General features: G+C 74.3%; 19 protein-coding genes. 12 read left to right on the top strand and 7 right to left on the bottom strand.

Annotated features, from left to right (window positions below):
• The first annotated feature begins 128 nt into the window (after positions 1 to 128).
• From IPM45_09725 to IPM45_09670, 12 genes are all read left to right on the top strand, one after another.
• Positions 129 to 638, top strand: coding sequence for a cupredoxin domain-containing protein (locus IPM45_09725; GenBank protein ID MBK9179828.1), 510 nt, complete (start codon positions 129 to 131; stop codon positions 636 to 638).
• Positions 635 to 790 carry a cytochrome c oxidase subunit 2A gene (locus IPM45_09720; GenBank protein MBK9179827.1) on the top strand — a complete coding sequence of 52 codons (156 nt, stop codon included), beginning with the start codon at positions 635 to 637 and terminating at the stop codon, positions 788 to 790. The genes IPM45_09725 and IPM45_09720 overlap by 4 nt, the downstream gene beginning before the upstream one ends.
• 1 nt (position 791) lies before the next feature.
• Positions 792 to 1,259, top strand: a complete 468-nt coding sequence (locus IPM45_09715; GenBank protein MBK9179826.1) for a cytochrome c oxidase subunit II — start codon at positions 792 to 794, stop codon at positions 1,257 to 1,259.
• Positions 1,260 to 1,320: 61 nt separating this feature from the next.
• Complete coding sequence (locus IPM45_09710; GenBank protein ID MBK9179825.1) at positions 1,321 to 3,027, top strand: cbb3-type cytochrome c oxidase subunit I; 1,707 nt, start codon at positions 1,321 to 1,323, stop codon at positions 3,025 to 3,027.
• Positions 3,028 to 3,133: 106 nt separating this feature from the next.
• Positions 3,134 to 5,479, top strand: coding sequence for a DUF4040 domain-containing protein (locus IPM45_09705; GenBank protein MBK9179824.1), 2,346 nt, complete (start codon positions 3,134 to 3,136; stop codon positions 5,477 to 5,479).
• Complete coding sequence (locus IPM45_09700) at positions 5,476 to 5,940, top strand: hypothetical protein (GenBank protein ID MBK9179823.1); 465 nt, start codon at positions 5,476 to 5,478, stop codon at positions 5,938 to 5,940. The genes IPM45_09705 and IPM45_09700 overlap by 4 nt, the downstream gene beginning before the upstream one ends.
• The gene (locus IPM45_09695; GenBank protein ID MBK9179822.1) at positions 5,937 to 6,395 is read left to right on the top strand and encodes a Na(+)/H(+) antiporter subunit C; all 459 of its coding nucleotides are present in this window, start codon (positions 5,937 to 5,939) and stop codon (positions 6,393 to 6,395) included. Before IPM45_09700 ends, IPM45_09695 begins: the two co-directional genes overlap by 4 nt.
• A complete protein-coding gene (locus tag IPM45_09690) occupies positions 6,392 to 7,885 on the top strand; it encodes a Na+/H+ antiporter subunit D (protein MBK9179821.1) in 1,494 nt (497 codons plus the stop codon). Before IPM45_09695 ends, IPM45_09690 begins: the two co-directional genes overlap by 4 nt.
• Positions 7,882 to 8,424 carry a Na+/H+ antiporter subunit E gene (locus tag IPM45_09685; GenBank protein MBK9179820.1) on the top strand — a complete coding sequence of 181 codons (543 nt, stop codon included), beginning with the start codon at positions 7,882 to 7,884 and terminating at the stop codon, positions 8,422 to 8,424. The genes IPM45_09690 and IPM45_09685 overlap by 4 nt, the downstream gene beginning before the upstream one ends.
• Complete coding sequence (locus IPM45_09680) at positions 8,421 to 8,684, top strand: cation:proton antiporter (GenBank protein MBK9179819.1); 264 nt, start codon at positions 8,421 to 8,423, stop codon at positions 8,682 to 8,684. The genes IPM45_09685 and IPM45_09680 overlap by 4 nt, the downstream gene beginning before the upstream one ends.
• The gene (locus IPM45_09675; GenBank protein ID MBK9179818.1) at positions 8,681 to 9,055 is read left to right on the top strand and encodes a monovalent cation/H(+) antiporter subunit G; all 375 of its coding nucleotides are present in this window, start codon (positions 8,681 to 8,683) and stop codon (positions 9,053 to 9,055) included. The genes IPM45_09680 and IPM45_09675 overlap by 4 nt, the downstream gene beginning before the upstream one ends.
• A gap of 32 nt (positions 9,056 to 9,087) precedes the next feature.
• Positions 9,088 to 10,389, top strand: a complete 1,302-nt coding sequence (locus IPM45_09670) for an aspartate aminotransferase family protein (protein MBK9179817.1) — start codon at positions 9,088 to 9,090, stop codon at positions 10,387 to 10,389.
• A gap of 12 nt (positions 10,390 to 10,401) precedes the next feature.
• Here IPM45_09670 and IPM45_09665 read toward each other — a convergent pair whose 3' ends face one another.
• The 7 genes from IPM45_09665 to larB all read right to left on the bottom strand — a co-directional run bounded on the left by IPM45_09665 (position 10,402) and on the right by larB (position 19,005).
• Complete coding sequence (locus IPM45_09665; GenBank protein ID MBK9179816.1) at positions 10,402 to 12,147, bottom strand: hypothetical protein; 1,746 nt, start codon at positions 12,145 to 12,147, stop codon at positions 10,402 to 10,404.
• Positions 12,148 to 12,198: 51 nt separating this feature from the next.
• Positions 12,199 to 13,473, bottom strand: coding sequence for a hypothetical protein (locus tag IPM45_09660; protein MBK9179815.1), 1,275 nt, complete (start codon positions 13,471 to 13,473; stop codon positions 12,199 to 12,201).
• A gap of 178 nt (positions 13,474 to 13,651) precedes the next feature.
• Complete coding sequence (locus IPM45_09655) at positions 13,652 to 14,482, bottom strand: sulfurtransferase (protein ID MBK9179814.1); 831 nt, start codon at positions 14,480 to 14,482, stop codon at positions 13,652 to 13,654.
• Between the two features lie 62 nt (positions 14,483 to 14,544).
• Complete coding sequence (locus IPM45_09650; GenBank protein MBK9179813.1) at positions 14,545 to 15,255, bottom strand: ABC transporter ATP-binding protein; 711 nt, start codon at positions 15,253 to 15,255, stop codon at positions 14,545 to 14,547.
• A complete protein-coding gene (locus IPM45_09645; GenBank protein ID MBK9179812.1) occupies positions 15,252 to 16,946 on the bottom strand; it encodes a hypothetical protein in 1,695 nt (564 codons plus the stop codon). The genes IPM45_09650 and IPM45_09645 overlap by 4 nt, the downstream gene beginning before the upstream one ends.
• Positions 16,947 to 17,033: 87 nt before the next feature.
• Positions 17,034 to 18,242, bottom strand: coding sequence for a nickel pincer cofactor biosynthesis protein LarC (gene larC / locus IPM45_09640; protein MBK9179811.1), 1,209 nt, complete (start codon positions 18,240 to 18,242; stop codon positions 17,034 to 17,036).
• A complete protein-coding gene (larB, locus tag IPM45_09635; protein ID MBK9179810.1) occupies positions 18,235 to 19,005 on the bottom strand; it encodes a nickel pincer cofactor biosynthesis protein LarB in 771 nt (256 codons plus the stop codon). The genes larC and larB overlap by 8 nt, the downstream gene beginning before the upstream one ends.
• Positions 19,006 to 19,009: the final 4 nt, after the last annotated feature.

The following is a 19,009-nucleotide window of genomic DNA, read 5'->3' as shown; positions in this document are numbered from 1 at the left end:
CGGAGGGCGACGTGTAGGCAACGATGGTTGTCGTTCCCGACCGGTGCCGAGTTCCCGGCGGGGTCGGGGGATTTGCTAGACAGTCACGCCGACCAGTCGTCGGCAACCAGGGAGCCCAGGGAGAATCGATGGCCAAGACGCAACAGGACGTTCAGGACGACAGCGAGCAGGGATCGGAGATCCTGTTCGGCGCCGGCCAGTCGGCCTGGCTCGCGGTGGTGACCGTGGTCGCCTTCATCGCGCTGGTGCTCGCCGTGGTGGCGATCGTGGTCGCCGGCAGCTCCGACAGCGAGGGCGGCGGCGGCGCCGCGGCGCCGAGCGGTCCCACCGCCAACCCCGAGATCGGGGCCAACGAGTTCTCCTTCAACCCGGCCGACGTCCTCGTGCCCGCCGGCGAAGAGGTCTCCGCGGTCCTCACCAACGAGGGGGCGGTGGAGCACAACTGGACGATCCTCAGCGAGTCCATCTCCAGCGAGGCCGACTTCAACGAGGACCTGGTGCTCGCGGCCACCGACAACGTCCCGGCGGGCGAGCAGGGCGAGGTCGCCTTCACCCTCGACGCCGGCGAGTACCAGGTGATCTGCACGGTGCCCGGCCACTTCGCGGCGGGCATGAAGGGCACGGTCACGGTCCAGTGAGCGAGTCCACGCACACGACCCCCTCGGAGGCCCCCGCTCATGAGGAGGAGGAGCACCGTCCGAACGGGACCATGCTCATCCTCGGCCTGTTCATCCTGCTCATCATGGCCATGTGGGGCTGGGCCTACTACCTGCTGATCGGCCGGAGCTAGCGTGAAGATCGAGCGATTCGAGAAGTGGTTCCTCGTCGTCACCGTCGTCGTGCTGGTGGGCTGCGTGGTCGCCGTCGTGCTGAGCGTCACCCAGCACAGCGTGTCGCTGCCCACCCCCAGCGGGCGGATCGACCCCCAGGCCGTCACCACCACCGCGCCCTTCACCGAGCCGGGCCTGCGCCCGCTGGGCGACAACCGCTACGAGCTGGTGCTGATCGGCCGGGCCTGGGCCTGGGACGGCGCCGACGTCACCGTGCCCAAGGGGGCCGAGGTGTCGATCATCGCCACGTCGGTCGACGTGATCCACGGCATGCGGATCCCCGACACCAACGTGAACGTGATGGTCATCCCCGGTCAGATCTCCCAGGTCGACGTCACCTTCGACGACACCGGGACGTACACCCTGCTCTGCCACGAGTACTGCGGCATCGGCCACCATCAGATGGGCGCCACGATCACCGTCGAGTAGGCGCCCGGCCCCCCGGCCGCCCGACCACCGTCACGCCGCCACACGAGAGAGGGATCACCGCGTGAGCATCACCGAGGAGCGCATCACCCCAACCGAGGACGTCGCCGCGCCCCCGCGCGCCTGGCGGGTCGACCTCCCCGGGGTGACCGCCGCCGACCTACGGCCCGTCAAGTGGCAGCTCTACCTGGCGCTCGTCGGGCTGTTCCTGGGCGTGGTGATGGGCCTGCTGCAGGCCCTCGAGCGCGTCGACATCTACCTCTACGACGTGGTCGGCCTGAAGAGCTACTACCAGGGCCTCACCATCCACGGCGTCGTGCTGGCCATCGTGTTCACCTTCACCTTCGCCAACTCCTTCATGTCGCTCACGACCATGAAGGGCTTCGGGCGCCCGCTGGTGAGCCCGGCGGTGGCGAACACGGGCCTGTGGCTGGCGTGGATCGGCACCGGCCTCGCGGCGTGGGCCATGCTCACCAACAAGGCGACGGTGCTGTTCACCTTCTACTCGCCCATGAAGGCGACGACCCTGTTCTACGTCGGAGCGGTGTTCCTGGTGCTCTCCACGTGGGCCACGCTGCTCAACCAGCTGCTCACCCTGCACGCCTGGCGCAAGGACAACCGGAGCGAGCGCATCCCGCTGCTGTCGTTCACGTCGATCGTCACCATGATCATGTGGACGCTGGCATCGGTGGGCATCGCCATCGAGGTTCTCGGCTTCCTGATCCCCTGGTCGCTGGGATGGATCGACAACGTCGACCCCCAGTTCAACCGGATCCTCTTCTGGTTCACCGGCCACCCGATCGTGTACTTCTGGCTCCTCCCGGTCTACGTGAGCTGGTACCTGATGCTGCCGAAGGCCGCCGGCGGCAAGCTGTACAGCGACGGCCTCGCCCGGCTCGCGTTCCTGTTCTTCCTGGTGCTGCTGCCGGTGGGCGTGCACCACCAGTTCACCGATCCGGGCATCGGGGAGCAGGCGAAGACCATGTCGTTCCTCCTCACCCTGGTGATCTTCGTGCCGTCGATGATCACGGCCTTCTCGGTGATCGCCGGCCTCGAGATGGGGGGGCGGAGCCGCGGCGGCAAGGGGATCCTCGGGTGGATCCCCAAGCTGCCCTGGGGCGACCCGTCGGTCAGCGCCCAGCTGCTGGCGGGCCTGGCCTTCTTCCTCGGCGGCGCCAGCGGCCTGATCAACGCCAGCCTCACCCTGAACCTGGTCGTCCACAACAGCTCGTTCATCCCCGGCCACTTCCACCTCACGGTGGGCACGGCCGTGGCGCTGTCGATCATGGGCATCTGCTACTGGCTGGTGCCGTACCTCACGGGCAAGCGCCTGGCCCTCCGCCGGCTGGCGGTGCTGCAGGGCTGGCTGTGGCTGGCCGGCGTGCTGGTGTTCTCCCGCGGCCAGATGGCGGGCGGCCTCGAGGGCATGCCCCGCCGCACCCAGATCGCCGACGCGGTCTACCTGGACAACTTCTCCGGCTGGGACCTGGCCAACACCCTGACCGCCATCGGCGGCACGATGATGTTCCTCTCCGGCGCGCTCTTCTTCGTGGTGATGGTGGCGACCATCTTCAACGTCCGGGCCGTCGACACCACCCAGCGGATGCCGATCACCGAGACCATCCACGGCCCGCGCGAGAGCTGGAAGTTCCTCGACCGGCTCGGCATCTGGAGCCTGATCGCCGTGGTGCTGTCGGTGCTGGTGTACGGCATCACGATCTGGCACTACTGGCCGATCGAGCTGAACGCCCCCGGCGTCAGGGTCTGGTAGGGGCCGGCCGCCCGGGGCGGCCACGGGCGGTGTGAACGGTCCGTGAACCGGGCGGTCCTCCGGCGGGCAACCGCTGGAGGTGGCCCTAGGCTCCGCCGGCGATCCCATGGTCGCGCTCCTACTCCTCCACGTGGCGGTCGCCGCCGCGGCTTCGCTGGCCCACCGGCGCCTCGGGGCCAGGGTGTTCCTGGTGTGCGCCGTCGCGCCCCTCGCCGCGGCGGTGTGGGCCGCGGCGCAGGCGCCCGAGGTCACCTCGGGCGGGGTCGTCACCCAGTCGTTCGTGTGGGTGGAGCAGCTCGGGCTCACGTTCGCCTTCCGGCTCGACGCCTTCGCCCTGCTGATGGTGGCGCTGGTGTCGGGGATCGGCGTGCTGGTGTTCGTGTACGCGGCCTGGTACTTCGACCACACGGACCGCCCGGGCGTCGGGCGGTTCGCGGCCACCTTGACGGGATTCGCGGGCGCCATGCTCGGGCTCGTCCTGAGCGACAACGTCTTCGGGCTGTTCGTGTTCTGGGAGCTCACGTCGATCACGTCGTTCCTGCTGATCGGGTTCGACGACGCCGAGCCGCGGGCCCGCAAGGCCGCCACCCAGGCGCTGCTCACCACGGGGGCCGGCGGGCTGGCCCTGCTCGGCGGCCTCGTGCTGCTCTCGCTGGCGACCGGGACGACGTCGCTCTCCGGCATGTTGGCGCAGCCGCTGGCGGGTCCGATGGCCGAGGTGGGCCTGGGGCTGGTGCTCCTGGGTGCGTGCACCAAGTCGGCCCAGGTGCCGTTCCACCCGTGGCTGCCCGGGGCCATGGCTGCGCCCACGCCGGTGAGCGCGTACCTGCACTCGGCCACCATGGTGAAGGCCGGCGTGTACCTGCTGGCCCGCTTCGCGCCGGTCGTGTCGCCCGAGACGCCGTGGTGGCGGGCGGCGGCGGTCACGGTGGGCCTGGCGTCGATGCTGGTGGGGGGCTACCGCGCCCTTCGCCAGCACGACGTGAAGCTGGTGCTGGCCTACGGCACGGTGGCCCAGCTGGGCCTGCTCTTCGCGGTGTACGGCCTCGGCACGCCGGAGGCGATCACCGCCGGGTGCGCCCTGCTGCTCGCCCACGCCCTGTTCAAGGCGCCGCTGTTCATGGTGGTCGGCATCGTCGACCACCAGGCGCACACGCGCGACCTCCGGCGGCTGTCCGGCCTGGGCGCCCGCATGCCGGCGGTGTTCGTCACCGCGGCCCTGGCATCGGCGTCGATGGCCGGCATCCCACTGCTGCTCGGGTTCGTGGCCAAGGAGAAGTCGCTGGACGCGTGGCTGCACAGCGGTCTGCCGTGGGGCGCGCCAGCCCTGGGGGCCATCGTGGTCGGGTCGGTCCTCACGGTGGCCTACACCGCCCGCTTCCTGTGGGGCACGTTCGCCACCAAGGCCCCGGGCGAGTTGGCCGGCGAGCCCGTGGGCCCCGGGGCGGCGCGACCCAGGGCCGCGTTCGTCGCGCCGGCCGCGGTGCTCGCCCTGTTGTGCCTGGTGCTGGGCGTGGCACCCTGGCTGGCCGACGGCCTGGTCGTCGACGGGGCCCGGGCCCTCGACCCCGAGTCGTCGGCCACGAGCCTCCAGGCCTGGTACGGCGTCAACCCGGCGCTGTGGCTCTCGGCCCTGGCCCTGGTCGGAGGGCTCGTGCTGTTCGCCGCCCGGCGCCCCGTCGAGCGCCTCCAGGCCGGCGTGCCCCACGTCGGGTCGGCCCAGGGTGGCTACGACGCCGCCGTCGCCGGCTCCCTCCGGGGCGCTGGGCTGCTCACCGGGGCGGTGCAGCACGGCTCCCTGCCCCTCTACCTGGCCGTGGCGCTGGTGACGGTGGTCGCGCTCCCGGGTGCGGCTCTCCTGGCCGACACCGCGCTCCCCGGGGGCATCGAGGCCGGTTCGTGGCTGCAGGTCTCGCTGGTCGTGATCCTCGCCGTGGGCGCCGTGGCCACGGCGCTGGCCCGGCGGCGCTTCGCGGCCGTGCTCCTCGTCGGGGTCGTCGGCTACGCGGTGGCCGGGCTGTTCGTCGTGCAGGGGGCGCCCGACCTGGCCCTGACCCAGCTGCTGATCGAGACCCTCAGCGTGGTGATCTTCGTGCTCGTCCTGCGCCACCTGCCCGAGCGGTTCTCGGATCGACCGTTCCGGAGCAGCCAGGTCCTGCGTGGGCTGGTCGCCGTCGGTGTCGGGCTGTTCATGACCCTGTTCGCGCTGGTCGCGCTCGGAGCGCGGTCGGGGCCGACCGTGTCGGAGCAGATCGACCGCCTGGCCCTCCCCGAGGGAGGCGGCAAGAACATCGTCAACGTGATCCTGGTCGACATCCGAGGCGTCGACACGATGGGCGAGATCACCGTGCTCACCGTGACCGCGCTCGGCGTGATCGGCCTGGTGCGGGCCGGGCGCCGGCGCGGCCAGGCACCGCAGGTGCCCGGCGACCCGGCCGAGGACGCGCCGTGAGGCCCCGGTCGCTGATCCTCGACGTCACGGTCGAGCTGGTGTTCCACACCACCCTGCTGGTGTCGCTTTGGCTGCTCGCGGTGGGCCACAACCTGCCCGGCGGCGGCTTCGTCGGGGGCCTCGTCGCCGGCGGGGGGTTCGTCCTCCGCTACGTGGCCGGCCTCGACCGGCGGGACCCGCGACCCCGCATCTCCCCCGAGGCGCTGATGGGCATCGGCCTGGTGGTCGCCGGGTGCACGGCGATGGGCGCGTGGGCGTTCGGGGGCCAGCTGCTGGAGAGCGGCGCGGTGGAGGCGACCCTGCCCCTGCTCGGGAAGGTCAAGGTGCTGTCGCCCCTGTTCTTCGACGCGGGCGTGTACCTGGTGGTCGTCGGGCTGGTGCTGGCCGAGATCCGCGTGCTCGGCGACGAGGCCTCCCGGGGCGCCTCCCGAGGCGTCGGCCGCGAGGAGGAGCCGGCGTGATCCTCGCGCTCGCGGTCGGGGTCGGCGTGCTGTTCGCCACCGGCACCTGGATGCTGATGCAGCGCACGCTCACCCGCGTGATCCTCGGGCTGGCGCTTCTCAGCCACGGCGTGAACCTGCTGCTCATCTTCGCGGGCGGGCCGCCGGGCGCTCCGCCGTTCGTCGGCTCCACCGCCGAGCCCTTCAGCGACACCCTGTCCCAGGCCATGATCCTGACGGCCATCGTCATCTCGTTCGGGCTCACCGGCTTCCTGCTGGCGCTCGCCTACCGCAGCTGGCAGCTCACCGGAGCCGACGAGGTGGAGGACGACCTCGAGGACGCGCGGATCGCCCGGGCGAGCCACCAGCGCGGTGCTCGGGAGCCGGGGCCGGTCGAGTACGACGACACGCTGCCCAGCGAGTTCCCCGCCGACCGCGCCGGCACGTCGACGCCCGACCGGGGGTCGGTCGGGTGAACGTGCTCGTGCCCCTCCCGGTGATCCTCTGCCTGGTGGGCGCAGGCCTGTCGATGGCCTGCTACCGCCGGGTGGCGGCCCAGCGGGTGCTCGGCCTCGCGGCGCTGGGGGTGTCGCTGGCCGCCGCCGTCGCGGTGCTGGTGCGCGTCGAGCGCGACGGCCCCGTCGCCGTCGACCTGGGTGGCTGGCCCGCGCCGGTGGGCATCACCTACGTCGCCGACCTGCTCTCGGCCCTGCTCCTCGTGATCTCGCTGGCCACCGTGCTGTGCGTGCTGGTCTTCGCGGTCGGCCAGGAGGGCGCCGACGCGTCGTCGCGGTACTTCCACCCCGTGTACCTGGTGCTCACCGCCGGCGTGGCGGCCGCCTTCCTCACCGGCGACCTCTTCCACCTGTTCGTCGCCTTCGAGCTGCTGCTGGCCGCCAGCTACGTCCTGATCACCCTCGGCGGCCGCCGCGACCAGGTGCGCACCGGGATGACCTACGTGGTCATCAACATCCTCGCCTCGACGCTCTTCCTGGCCGCCCTGGCCCTGCTGTACGCGGCCACGGGCACCGTGAACATGGCCGAGCTGGTCCGCAAGCTCGCCGACCTGCCCGACGGCGTGCGCACCGCCCTCGGCGTGCTGTTCTTCGTGGTCTTCGGGCTGAAGGCGGCGATCTTCCCGCTGTTCAGCTGGCTCCCCGACTCGTACCCGACGGCGCCGGCACCGGTCACCGCGATCTTCGCCGGGCTGCTGACCAAGGTGGGCGTGTACGCCATCATCCGGAGCCAGACCATGCTGTTCGGGGGCGACGGCGCGCCGGGCTGGCTGATCCTGACGGTCGCCGGGCTCACGATGGTGGTCGGCGTGCTGGGGGCGATCGCCCAGGACGACATGAAGCGGATCCTGAGCTTCCACATCGTGAGCCAGATCGGGTACATGGTGCTCGGCATCGGGCTCTTCACCGTGAGCGGCGTGGCCGGAGCCGTGTTCTTCGTGATCCACCAGATCCCCGTGAAGGCGTCGTTGTTCCTCGTGAGCGGCATGGTGGAGCACGCCACCGGCACCGCGGCCCTGCACTCCCTCGGCGGCCTCCTCCGCCGGCTGCCGGTCGTGGCCGCGCTGTTCGGCCTGGCCGCGCTGAGCCTGGCCGGCATGCCGCCCCTCTCGGGCTTCCCGGCCAAGCTCGGGCTGGTCGAGGCCGGCTTCACCGCCGACGCCTGGGTGGTCACCGGGGTGAGCCTGGCGGTGAGCCTGTTCACCCTCTTCTCCATGAACAAGATCTGGGCGGGCGTCTTCTGGGGGGAGCGCGGCGGGGCCGTCCCGTCGCCGCCGGCCGGCCGGGCACGGCTGCTGGTGCCGGCGCAGATGACCATCGGCACGGCGGTGCTGGTGGGGGTCACCGTCGCGGTGGCCCTCTTCGCCGGGCCCCTGTACGACCTGAGCAGCCAGGCTGCCGAGGGCCTCCTCGACCCGGCCGCCTACGTGCAGGCGGTGCTCGGCCGGTGAGCCGCCTGGTTGCGCCCGCCGTCCGGTACGCCCTGGCCCTGGTGGTCCTCACCGCGGTGTGGGTGGGGCTGTGGGGCGACCTCACGCTCGCCAACGTGCTGGGAGGCGTGCTCGCCGGCGGCTTCCTGCTCATGGCCTTCCCGCTCCACCCGCGCCGCTCGCGCGTCGTGGTCCGGCCGTTCGGCACGGCGCGCTTCCTCGGGTACTTTGCGTGGCTGCTGGTGCGGGCCAACGTCGACGTGGTGCGGGCCGTGATCCGGCCGAGCCGGGTCCGGGAGGGCATCGTGGCCGTCGAGGTGAGCACCTCGTCGGACTGGCTGCTCGTGCTGCTGGCCAACTGCGTCACGCTCACCCCGGGCACGCTCACCGTCGACCTCCGACGCGAACCCGACGTGCTCTACGTGCACGTCCTGTGCCTGGGGACGCTCGACGACGCCCGGCGGGACGTGCTGCTGCTGCAGCGGTCGATCCTCCGTGCCTTCGGCCCGGCCGGGTCGGTCGACGACGTCGAGCGGCGCCTGGCGGGGGTGGCTGCGTGAACGCCGTCACCGACGTGGCCTTCGCCGGTCTCGTCGTCGCCGCGCTGCTCGCCGTGGTGCGGATGGTGCGCGGGCCGTCGCTGGCCGACCGCATCGTGGCCGCCGACCTGCTGGTGCTCATCCTGCTGGCCGGCATGGGTGTGGCCACCGTGCGCACCGGCAGCACGTTCTTCGTCACCGCTGTGCTGGTCACGGCCCTGGTCGCCTTCGTCGCCACCGTGACCGTCGCCAGGTACATCGAGCGGAGGGGTGCCCGGTGAGCGCCGGCGACCTGCTCGCCTCGGTGCTCGTGCTGGGGGGCGTGGCCCTGGTGCTGCTCGCCGCGGTGGGGGTCGTGCGCTTCCCCGACGCCTTCGCGCGGATGCACGCGGCGACCAAGGCGGCGACCCTGGGGTCGGCGCTGGTGGTGGTGGCGGCCGTGGCGCGCGACCGCGGCACCGGCGACACGGTGGAGCTGGTCCTCGCCATCCTCTTCTTGTTCGTCACCTCACCGGCGGCCGGCCACATGGTGGCCCGGGCCGCCTACCGGGCGGGCACCGAGCTCAGCCCGGCCACGTCCGTCGACGAGCTGGCCTCCGCCCCCGAGCCGGCTGCCGGCACGGACCAGCCGGCCGGCGGGCTGGCAGGATGACGGGACGCGACGCCCCCGGGGAGGGGATGCCCATGGCTCACGACGAGCTGCTGCAGCGCCACCGAGCGGTGCTGCCCTCCTGGCTGGCCCTCTACTACGACGAGCCCATCGAGCTCGTCGACGGCGAGGGGAGGCGGGTGCGCGACGGCGAGGGCCGGACCTACCTCGACTTCTTCGGCGGGATCCTCACCACGATGACGGGCTACAACGTGCCCGAGGTGGTCGAGGCCATCCGCGAGCAGGCCGGCCGGATGATCCACACCAGCACGCTGTACCTGATCCGCCCGATGGTGGAGCTGGCCGAGCTCATCGCCGGGCTGGCGCCCATGCCCGACGCCAAGGTGTTCTTCACCTGCTCGGGTTCCGAGGCCAACGAGACGGCCCTGCTGCTCTGCTCCACCGTGAGGCGCTCCAACCAGGTGCTGGCGCTGCGCAACAGCTACCACGGGCGCTCCTTCGCCACCATGGCCGTCACCGGCAACCGGGGCTGGTCGGCCTCGAGCCTCACCCCGTTCAACGTGAGCTACGTCCACAACGGCTACCGCTTCCGGAGCCCGTTCCGCGACCTGTCCGACCCCGACTTCATCCGCGTGTGCGCCGACGACCTGCGCGACGTCATCGCGACCACGACGGCGGGCGACGTGGCCTGCATGATCGCCGAGCCGGTGCAGGGCGTCGGTGGCTTCGCCGTCCCGCCCGACGGGTTCTTCGGGGCCATGAAGGAGGTGCTCGACGAGTACGGCATCCTCTTCGTGTCCGACGAGGTGCAGACCGGCTGGGGGCGGACCGGCGAGCACTTCTGGGGGATCCAGGCCCACGGCGTCGAGCCCGACCTGATCACCTTCGCCAAGGGCCTCGGCAACGGGCTCACCGTCGCCGGCGTGGCCGGCCGGGCCGAGCTGGTCGACTCGGTCCAGGCCAACTCGATCTCCACCTTCGGGGGCAACCCGCTGTCGACGGCGGGGGCCCTGGCCAACCTGCGCTACCTGCTCGACCACGATCTGCAGGCCAACGCCCGCGAGATGGGTGGCCGCCTCCACGACGCCCTGGCGCCGCTCGCCGAGACGCTCTCGGTGGTCGCCGAGGTGCGGGCCAAGGGCCTCATGATTGGCATCGAGCTCGTGGGGCCCGACGGCCGCACGCCCGACCCGGCAGCGGCCTCGCGGGCCCTCGAGCTCACTCGGGCCGGCGGGCTGCTCGTGGGCAAGGGCGGCCTGTTCGGCAACTGCCTGCGGGTCGCGCCCCCGCTCACCCTCACGGCGGCCGAGGCCGACGAGGGCGCGGCCATCCTGGTCGACGCGCTGGTGGCCGTGGAGGCCGAGCGGGCCCGCTGAGCCCGTGTCGGGTCAGCGGCTGAAGGTGTACGAGCGGGAGTCTCCCGGGCCGCTGAGGGTGTCGGACGTGTCGATGACCGGCTGGCCGTCGACCAGCACGGTGAGGGTGAACGACTGCGCGCCCTCGCCGGCGCACTCGCCGTAGTAGGTGACGGTCACCGTGTAGCCGCCGGCCGGCGCCGCGCCCGACGGCCAGAAGATGTTCTCCACCGGCGCATCGCCGCCGCAGGAGGCGTTGGCGTCCACGTCGAGCTGGCCGCCGCTGGACGAGCTGGGCGAGCCGAAGCTGATCGTCTCGCCCAGCGGGTCGGTCACGGCCAGGTCGATGTCGGCCCCGGACGACCACCGGAGCGTCGCCTGCACGTCGCCCGTGCCCAGGGGCGGCTCGGTGAGCGTGGGCGGCTCGGTGAGCGTGGGCGGCTCGGTGACCGTGGGCGGGAAGGTGTCGGTGACCGGCGGCCCACCACATGCCGGGTCGTCGGGGAACAGGTCGCAGAAGTCGTCGGGGATGATCGTCGTCGTGGTCGACCCGGTGCACTGCGGGTCGTTCGGGAACAGCGCGCAGTCGACGGTGGTCGGCGGGGCCGTGGTGGTGCTGGTGCTCACCTCGGCGCAGCGCGGGTCCATGGGGTACTGCTCGCAGTACAGCTCCCGCGTGAAGGGTCGGTCGTTGTCGCCGGAGGTGGCGGCCGGCCGGCCGAAGAACCCGCCGGTGACGATGTTCACCAGGATGAAGATGTTCACCTGGATGTTCACCTGCACCACGACGACGGTGGTGGGGGTGAAGCCGGGCCAGGGCTGGCGCCCGGGTGGGGGGACGTAGCGCGGTGGCCGGCGCTGCGGCACCGGCTCGGTGAGGGGGTTGCCGCAGCCGCACTTCACGCGGGGGATGCCGTACCGATCGACGAGCACGGCCGTGCCGGCCTGCAGCACCGCCTGCAGGCTCGTGGCCCGGCCGTTGCGGTAGCCGTGGTTCGTCACCCGGGTGTCGCGGGTGAGGGTCACCGGCGTGAGGCTCCGCAGGTAGCTGGGGATCTGGGCCGGGGTGATGCCGAGCACGCCCGCGAAGGCGCGGGCCTTGTCGGGGTTGGCCTGGAGGAACCGGATCTGGGCCTCGACGTCGCACGCGGCCGCGTTCTGGGTGCCCCCGTACAGCCCTGGCGACGACCCGGTGACCGACGCCACCGGGGTGCGGCCGCTCGCCGCCGTGGTGGTCGTGGTGCTGGGCGGGCGCGTCGTGGAGGGCGCGACGGTGCTCGAGGGGAGGGCCGCAGCCGTGCTCTCGGTGAAGGGGAACTCGCCGGTGTAGTCGATCGGCTCGAGGAACACCTCGGCTTCCTCGTCGCCGCCGTCGCCGCTGGTCGCGACGAGGACGCCGGCCACCAGCGCCACCACGACGAGGGCGCCGATCCCGATGAGCAGGGGTACCAGCCACCGCTTCTCGGACGGCGGTGGGGGCGGGGGAGGGGGGTAGCCGCCACCGGCAGGGGGATAGCCGCCACCGGCAGGCGGATAGCCGCCCGACGGCGGCAGGTAGCCCCCGTCGGCGGGCGGCGGGGGCAGCGCAGCCCCGCCCGGCTGACCCGGCGGCGTGGGGGGCGGCCCGGGTGGCGGTCCCTGCGGTCCGCCGGCCGGGGGTGGGCCGAGGGGTGCGGCGCCGGCGGCCGCGGCGACGGGCTGGCCGCAGGCGGCGCAGAAGTGGACGCCCACGTCGAGCGGCGAGCCGCACGACGCGCAGAGCGCCGATCCGTCGGCCATGGGGTGACCCCCTTCGTGGGGCGGGCCGAGGCCCGCTGGTGGGTGGGGCGCCTACGGCGCCCGGCGCACGGCGTAGGCGGGGAGCCAGCCCTCCGTGCCGTTCTCGTCGACGGCCTGCACCCAGCCGCCCTGCTCCCCGCGGCCCCGGTACCACGTGCCCGGGCGCAGCACGCTCAGCGTCCGGCTGGCGTCGCCCGAGGCCACGAGGGACTGGGGCGTCTCGACGTAGAACCAGAAGTCACCGGCGGCCGGGGCCGGCGCGGCGACGGGCTCGGAGGCGGCTGCCGCCTGGGGCTGGGGCTGGGGCTCGAGTGCGGGCTCGGGTGCGGTTGCGGCGGGCTCGGTTGCCGCCGGTGCGGGTTCGACGGCCGTCGGCTCGGGGGACGCTGCCCCCATCACCTCGGGCTCGACGGCCGCGGGCGTGGTCGCGGCGGCCGCCGCGACGGCCGCGGCCGGCGCCGCCGCCGCCGGTGCCCCCCACCCCTCGCCGGTGTCGGCGGTGGCGTCAGGGGCTTCGGCTGTCACGGCCGCCGCCGGGGCCTCGGGGGGCTCGGGGGCCGCTGGCGCCGCTGGAGCCACGGCGGCCCAGGGATCGGCGGGCACCGCCGCGGCCGGCTCGGCCGGCGCCGCGGCGGTCGTGGCGGGGGCCGGTGCCGCCCACTCGGCGGTCGTGGCGGGGGCTGGTGCCGGTGCCGGTGCCGGTGCCGGTGTCGGTGTCGGTGTCGGTGTCGCCCACTCGGCGGCCGGGGCCGGAGGCGGCGGCTGCTCCCACGCCGGGGCCGCGCCCTGGTCGTAGGTGCCCGGGGCCTGAGGGGCCGGGGGCGGGGGCGGGGGCGCGGCCGCGGCGCCCATGGCCGCGTCGATCACGCTGGCGGCTCCGCCGGGCACCGCCGAGGCCTTGGCCTCGTTGTAGGCCAGCACGACCCCGACGACGAGGCCCACGCAGCCGAGCAGGCTCAGGAGCAGCCCGATGCCCAGGTCGATGCCGGGCGTGTCCGCGAGCAGGAAGCTCGCCAGGTAGCCCAGCACGATCACGGTGGCGCCCCCGGCGGCGATGGTGCGCAGCTGGGGCCAGGTGAAGCCCCCGATGCGGTCGGGGAGCCGGACCTTGCCGAGCTCGACCAGACCGGCCTCCACGGCGGCGACGATGCCGAGCACGGCCGGCAGCATCGACAGGGGGAAGAGGCCGAACTCGGTGTCCCACGCGTTGACGCTGGCGCTGAACCCGGACACGCCGCTCTCGAACCAGGCCAGGAACGACGCCACGAGGAGCACCGCGCCGCTGACCAGGACGACGATGGCACTGACGCTGAGCTTGCCCTTCATTGTCTCCTCCAGGCGCGGTTGCGCACGGCCCCCGAACCCGTCCCCATCCAACGCGCCCCCAGGGCGCGCAGGCCAGGGCCGAAATGCCCGAATCGGCGCGCACGGTTGTCGACGATCAGATCGGCAGGCGTGGCGCCGGGATGAGGGGAAGGATCAGGGGGAGCGGCGTCGACCCCGCTCAGGCGTCGCCCAGGGCCGCCGGCCGGGCCGGGTCGGCGCACCACCCCGACCAGCTGGCCGGGAACAGGGCGGCGCCCGTCACGCCGGCGAGCTCAAGCGCGAGCAGGGTGTGGCACGCCGTCACGCCCGAGCCGCACGACACCACCAGGCGCGTGCCCTCCCGCGCGCCGAGCGCAGCGAAGTGGGCCCGCAGCGCGTCGGGCCGGTGGAACCTGCCGGTCGCGTCCAGGTTCGCGGCCCAGGGCGAGCTGCGCGCGCCGGGGATGTGACCGGCCCGGGGGTCGAGCGGCTCGACGTCGCCCCGGAACCGCTCGGGCGCGCGGGCGTCCAGGAGCACCGCGTCGGGGCGGGTGCGGAGGTCGTCGACCTGGTCGGTGGAGGCCAACCGGTCGGCCGGCCACGGTGCGGGCACCCGCGTGGTGGGTGATCGGCGGACCTCCCCGGTCTCCAGCGGAGCGGCCCAGGCCGCCAGGCCGCCGTCGAGCAGCGCCGCGCGGTGACCGGTGACCCGCAGCATCCACACCAGCCGGGCTGCGAAGCACCCCCCGGCATCGTCGTAGGCGACGACGAGGTCGGCGCTGGCGATCCCGCGCCGGGCGAGGGCCGCGGCGAAGGTCTCCGCAGTGGGGAGCGGATGGCGCCCGGCGGCACCGCCGGGCGGGCCCGCCAGGTCGGCGTCGAGGTCGACGAACACGGCGCCGGGGAGGTGGCCGGCGAGGTAGGCGTCGTGGCCCGAGCGGCCGTCGAGGAAGTACCGGACGTCGGCCAGCACGAGCTCGCCGCGGTGGGCGGCGACCCACGCCGGGGCCACCACGGGGGGGATGGCCACGGGATCGGGGGCCGGGGCCGGGGCCGGAGTCGGAGTCGGAGCCGGAGTCGGAGTCGGCACCGCTACGACACCAGCGACAGCACGTCGATGCCGTCGGTGGGGCCGTCGTGGATGACCTCCCCCTCGCGCAGCGCCACGCAGCGGTCGACCATGTCGACGAAGGCCAGCTCGTGGGTGGCGACGACGAGGGTGGCCCCTTCGGCGTGCACCTCCCGCAGCAGCCCGAGCAGCGCCTCCTTGCCGCCGGCGTCGAGGCCGACGAAGGGCTCGTCGACCAGCAGGACGGAGAAGGGGCGCACCAGGCTGAGCAGGATCGACGTCTTCTGCCTGAGCCCCCGGCTGAAGGTGGACGGCAGGTCGTCGGCTCGGTGGGACAGGCCGAGACGACCGAGGAGCTCGGCCGTCCAACCCTCCCAGTCGTCGACGCCGTGGAGGCGGGCGATGTACTCGGCGTGCTCCCAGACGCTGAGGTCGTCGTAGAGCACCGGGTTGTCGGGCAGGTAGGAGGTGACGGCCCGGGCGGCGATGGTGCCGGCCTCGGCGCCGGCGATCTCCACCGAGCCGTCCGTCGCCTCGAGCAGGCCGGCGGTGAGGCGCAGGAGGGTGGTCTTGCCCGAGCCGTTGTGCCCCACCAGCACCAACGACTGTCCGGGCGGGACGCTGAGGTCGAGGGGGGCGAGGGCCACGAGGTCGCCGTAGTCCTTGGCGAGCCCCACGGTGCGCACCGCCGGGATCACCTCGGGCTCCTCGGTCCGCTTCCGCTTCGCGCTCACGTCGGCTCCTTCGCGGGGCGCATGCCGCTCTGCTGGGCGGCCTCCTCCATCTGGCGGCGGAACCAGGCCCGCGCCGGCTCCCGGAACCGCACCCAGGCCGCGGTGATCGACACCAGGAGCACCACCCCCACGCACGCCGTGGCCGTCGGCCGGAAGGCCGGGTAGCCCTTCTCCTCGGCCACCCGGGTCGCGAGGAGCGGCAGGCAGCCCACCACCGCCATGGCCGGGGGCCACGCGGTGCGGGCCGCGATCTTCAGGCCCGCGACCTCGGGCGGCACCAGGCCCGCCGTCTCCGACCCCGACGACGGCTCGGGCGCTCCCATCACCACGCTCGCGGCGCCGCCGGCCACGCCGGCCAGGGCGCCCGTCACCGATGCCGCGGCGCACGCGGCCACGGCCATGGCCGGCGGCCCGGCCAGCGCGGCTGCACCGGCCGCCACCCCGCCGACCAGCACGGCCACCACGCCGGCGGCCGGGAGGTGGCGCACCAGCACGTCACCGAGCTCGGTGGGCAGCACGTCGGTGCGGTCGCGGTGGTCGACCTCCTGGGAGAGGGGTTCGGCGGCCTCCATGCCGGCCACGAAGAAGGCCAGGCCGGCGAGCACCAGGAGCGGGGTGGTGCCGTCCCAGGCGGCGCGGAGCGACAGCCCGCCCACCAACGCCAGCAGCGCGATGCGGGCCAACCGCGTGCCCGGGAACCGCAGGATCCCGTGCCAGTCCCGCCGCCACACGGGCAGCCGGCGTCCCACCCGGCGCAGCCGGACCCAGGGCCGCGACCGCGGTCGTTCCTGCGCCAGCTGGCGGCGCAGCACCAGCACGGTCCGCAGGTCCTGCATGGTCGCCGCGAAGCGGAGCTGGCCGACCAGCGCGGCGCGGCGCTCGGCGGCCTCCACGGTCAACCCGCCCATGGCGAGCAGCCCGAGGGGTACGAGGGCCAGGGTCGCCAGCGCCGCGGGGATCGCCACCCAGTCGAACGAGGCGGGCGCCAGGGCGAGCTCGCCGAGCAGGCTGGTGGGGGCGGTGGGCGCGTGGCCCGTGAGATCGGCGACCGCCCAGCCGACGAGCCCGGCGCCGACCAGCGTGGTGACCCAGCGGGGGACGTGCCAGCCCGAGCACACGAGGGCGGCGCCGAGGGCGGCCAGGGCAAGGACCAGGCCGAACGCCCCGCCCACGGCCACCCAGGCGAGCGGGGAGCCGGGCAGGCGGCGGGCGGCCAGCTGGCCGCCGATGGCCCCGATGACGGCACCCACGAACGCCGCGAAGCGCAGCTGCTGCACCGCAGGGTGCCAGAGGGCGGTGCGGTGCGGCACCGGTGCGAGCAGCACGTGGCGCACCTCGGCGGCTTCGAGGGCGAGCGGGCCGCCCTGACCCCCGGAGCGCAGCCCGAGGGCCAGGGCGACGGCCACGACCACCCCCACCGCGGCCGGGCCGTCGGCCAGCACCCGGTCGAGGGCGGAGCCGGTCACCTCGCCGTCGCCGACGAAGCTCGACACGAGGAGCACGACCACGATCCCCACCACGGCGGCCACGTAGGTGCGGTACAGGGCGTCCACCCAGTGGATCGAGGCGACCCGCTTGCGTCGGCGATGCCGGCGCAGGGCCCGCAGCGCGTCGGCGGTGGCATCGAGGTCGAGCTCGCCGACGTCGTCGGCATCGTGGTCGGTGTGGTCCGGCCCGTCGGGGCTGCTCACAAGGGGGCCACGCTAGTGCCGGTCACCGGTCCGCCGGCCCGCGGGCCGCGCCGCTCATCGAGCCGGCCGAGCGGCGCCCCGGCGTGGTCAGCCGGCCTCGTCGTCGGGGGGTCGGCGGCGCCACGCCTCCTCGGCCAGGGAGACCACCTCGCGCAGCGGGAGCCCGGTGCGGTCGGCGGCGCGGGCCGCGTCGTCGTGCTCCACCTTCACCCGCCCGGGGCTGACCTTCACCCGCACCGGCTCGCCCCCCACCTCCACCTGGTGGACGGCGCGGGCCGCGGGCCAGCGCTCGGAGGTGGTCGCCCGCACCCCGAGGCTGCCGGTCTCGCGGCGGAGGGCCAGCGCGACCTGCCCGGCGAGGGCCGGGTCGGCGAGCGCGGTCACCACGTGGCCGGGCCGGCCCTTCTTCATCACCACCGGCGTGACCCAGGCGTCGTGGGCGCCGGCCTCGAGCACCGTGGCCACCGCGTGGGCCAGCGTCTCGCCGGTGACGTCGTCGACCGTCACCTCGACCACGACGACCGGCTGGCCCGGCACCGGGCGATCGGCGGCGGTGCCCACCACCACCTGGAGCAGGTTGGGCCGGTCGTCGAGCTCGCGGGTCCCGGCGCCGAAGCCGGTGGCTGCGATGGTCAGCGGCGGCAGGGGCCCCCAGCGCGAGACGGTGGCCGCCAGCAGCGCGGCGCCGGTGGGCGTGGTGAGCTCCACCGGGACCTCGATGCCGTACGTGGGGGCACCCCGCAGCAGCGACACCACGGCGGGCGCCGGGTTGGGGAGCAGGCCGTGCTCGGTGCGCACCATCCCGGTGCCGGTCGCGACCGCGCTGGCCTCGACCCGGTCGACGCCGAGCACCTCCATCGCGGCGCACGAGCCCACCACGTCGATGAGCGCGTCGAGCGCGCCGACCTCGTGGAAGTGCACCTGGCTGGCGGGTCGCCGATGGAGGTGCCCCTCGACGTCGGCCAGGGCCGTGAAGGCGCCGAGGGCGCGGGCCTCCACGCGGGCTGGCAGGCGCGCCGCCTCCACCAGCCCGACGATGTGGCTGAAGGTCCGCACCACCTTCTGCTCGTCGGTGACGACCCGGACGTGCGTGCCCGCGATCCCGCCCCGCAGCACCGGCTCGGCCGTGAGTGCCCACCCGCCGACCGGGAGGCGCTCGCACAGCGCCCGCACCTCGGCGAGGTCGGCGCCGGCGTCGACCAGCGCCCCGAGCGTCATGTCGCCGGCCACCCCGGAGAAGCAGTGGAACCAGGCGACGGTGGCGGGGGCCGTGCCGGCGGCCTCGACGTCAGCCACCGCGCACCGCCCGCACGCCGAGGATGCGGGCCATGGCGCAGGCCGCGCCGAACCCGTTGTCGATCCCCACCACCGCGATCCCCGGCGCGCACGAGGCCAGCATGGCGAGCAGGGCCGTCACCCCCTGCAGCCCGGCGCCGTAGCCGACGCTGGTGGGCACCGCGACCACCGGCGCGCCGGTCATCCCCCCCACCAGGCTGGCGAGGGCCCCCTCCATCCCGGCCACCACCACCACGCCGTCGGCCGCGTCGAGCTCGCCGGCCGAGGCCAGGAGGCGGTGGACCCCGGCCACGCCGACGTCGGTGAGCGGCGTCGGGCGGAAGCCGTGGGCCCGCAGGGTGGCGGCGCACTCCTCGGCCACGGGCAGGTCGGCGGTGCCGGCCGCCACGATCAGGATCCGCTCGGGCCGCTCGGCCGACGGGCGCCACACCACCGTGGCCGGCGTGCCGTCGTGGCCGGTGACGGTGCCCCCGGGCCTGGCGGCCGTCGCCGCCTCGACCTGGGCCGGGTCGGCCCGGGTGAGCACCACGGGACCGGCCCCGTTGTCGAGAAGCTCGCCGACGATGGCGGCCACGTGGCCCGGTGACTTGCCGGGGCCGTAGACGGCCTCGGGCAGGCCCTGGCGGAGCGCGCGGTGGTGGTCGACGCGGGCGAAGCCGAGGTCGGCGAAGGGCAGGCGGCGCAGGCGCGCCAGGGCGGCGTCGGCCGGCAGGGCGCCGTCGCGCACGTCCTCCAGCAGCTGCAGGATTGCCGGCTCGTCCACCTCA

It is taken from the genome of Acidimicrobiales bacterium (assembly GCA_016716005.1).
Lineage (GTDB): Bacteria > Actinomycetota > Acidimicrobiia > Acidimicrobiales > JADJXE01 > JADJXE01.
This window is presented reverse-complemented; position numbering and strand designations above follow the sequence as displayed.

What these genes read in the sequence shown, in the direction of transcription:
- IPM45_09725 (MBK9179828.1), top strand. Translation starts at nt 129, where the DNA reads ATGGCCAAGACGCAACAGGACGTTCAGGACGACAGCGAGCAGGGATCG.
- IPM45_09705 (MBK9179824.1), top strand. Translation starts at nt 3,134, where the DNA reads ATGGTCGCGCTCCTACTCCTCCACGTGGCGGTCGCCGCCGCGGCTTCG.
- IPM45_09670 (MBK9179817.1), top strand. Translation starts at nt 9,088, where the DNA reads ATGGCTCACGACGAGCTGCTGCAGCGCCACCGAGCGGTGCTGCCCTCC.
- IPM45_09665 (MBK9179816.1), bottom strand. Translation starts at nt 12,147, where the DNA reads ATGGCCGACGGATCGGCGCTCTGCGCGTCGTGCGGCTCGCCGCTCGAC.
- IPM45_09660 (MBK9179815.1), bottom strand. Translation starts at nt 13,473, where the DNA reads ATGAAGGGCAAGCTCAGCGTCAGTGCCATCGTCGTCCTGGTCAGCGGC.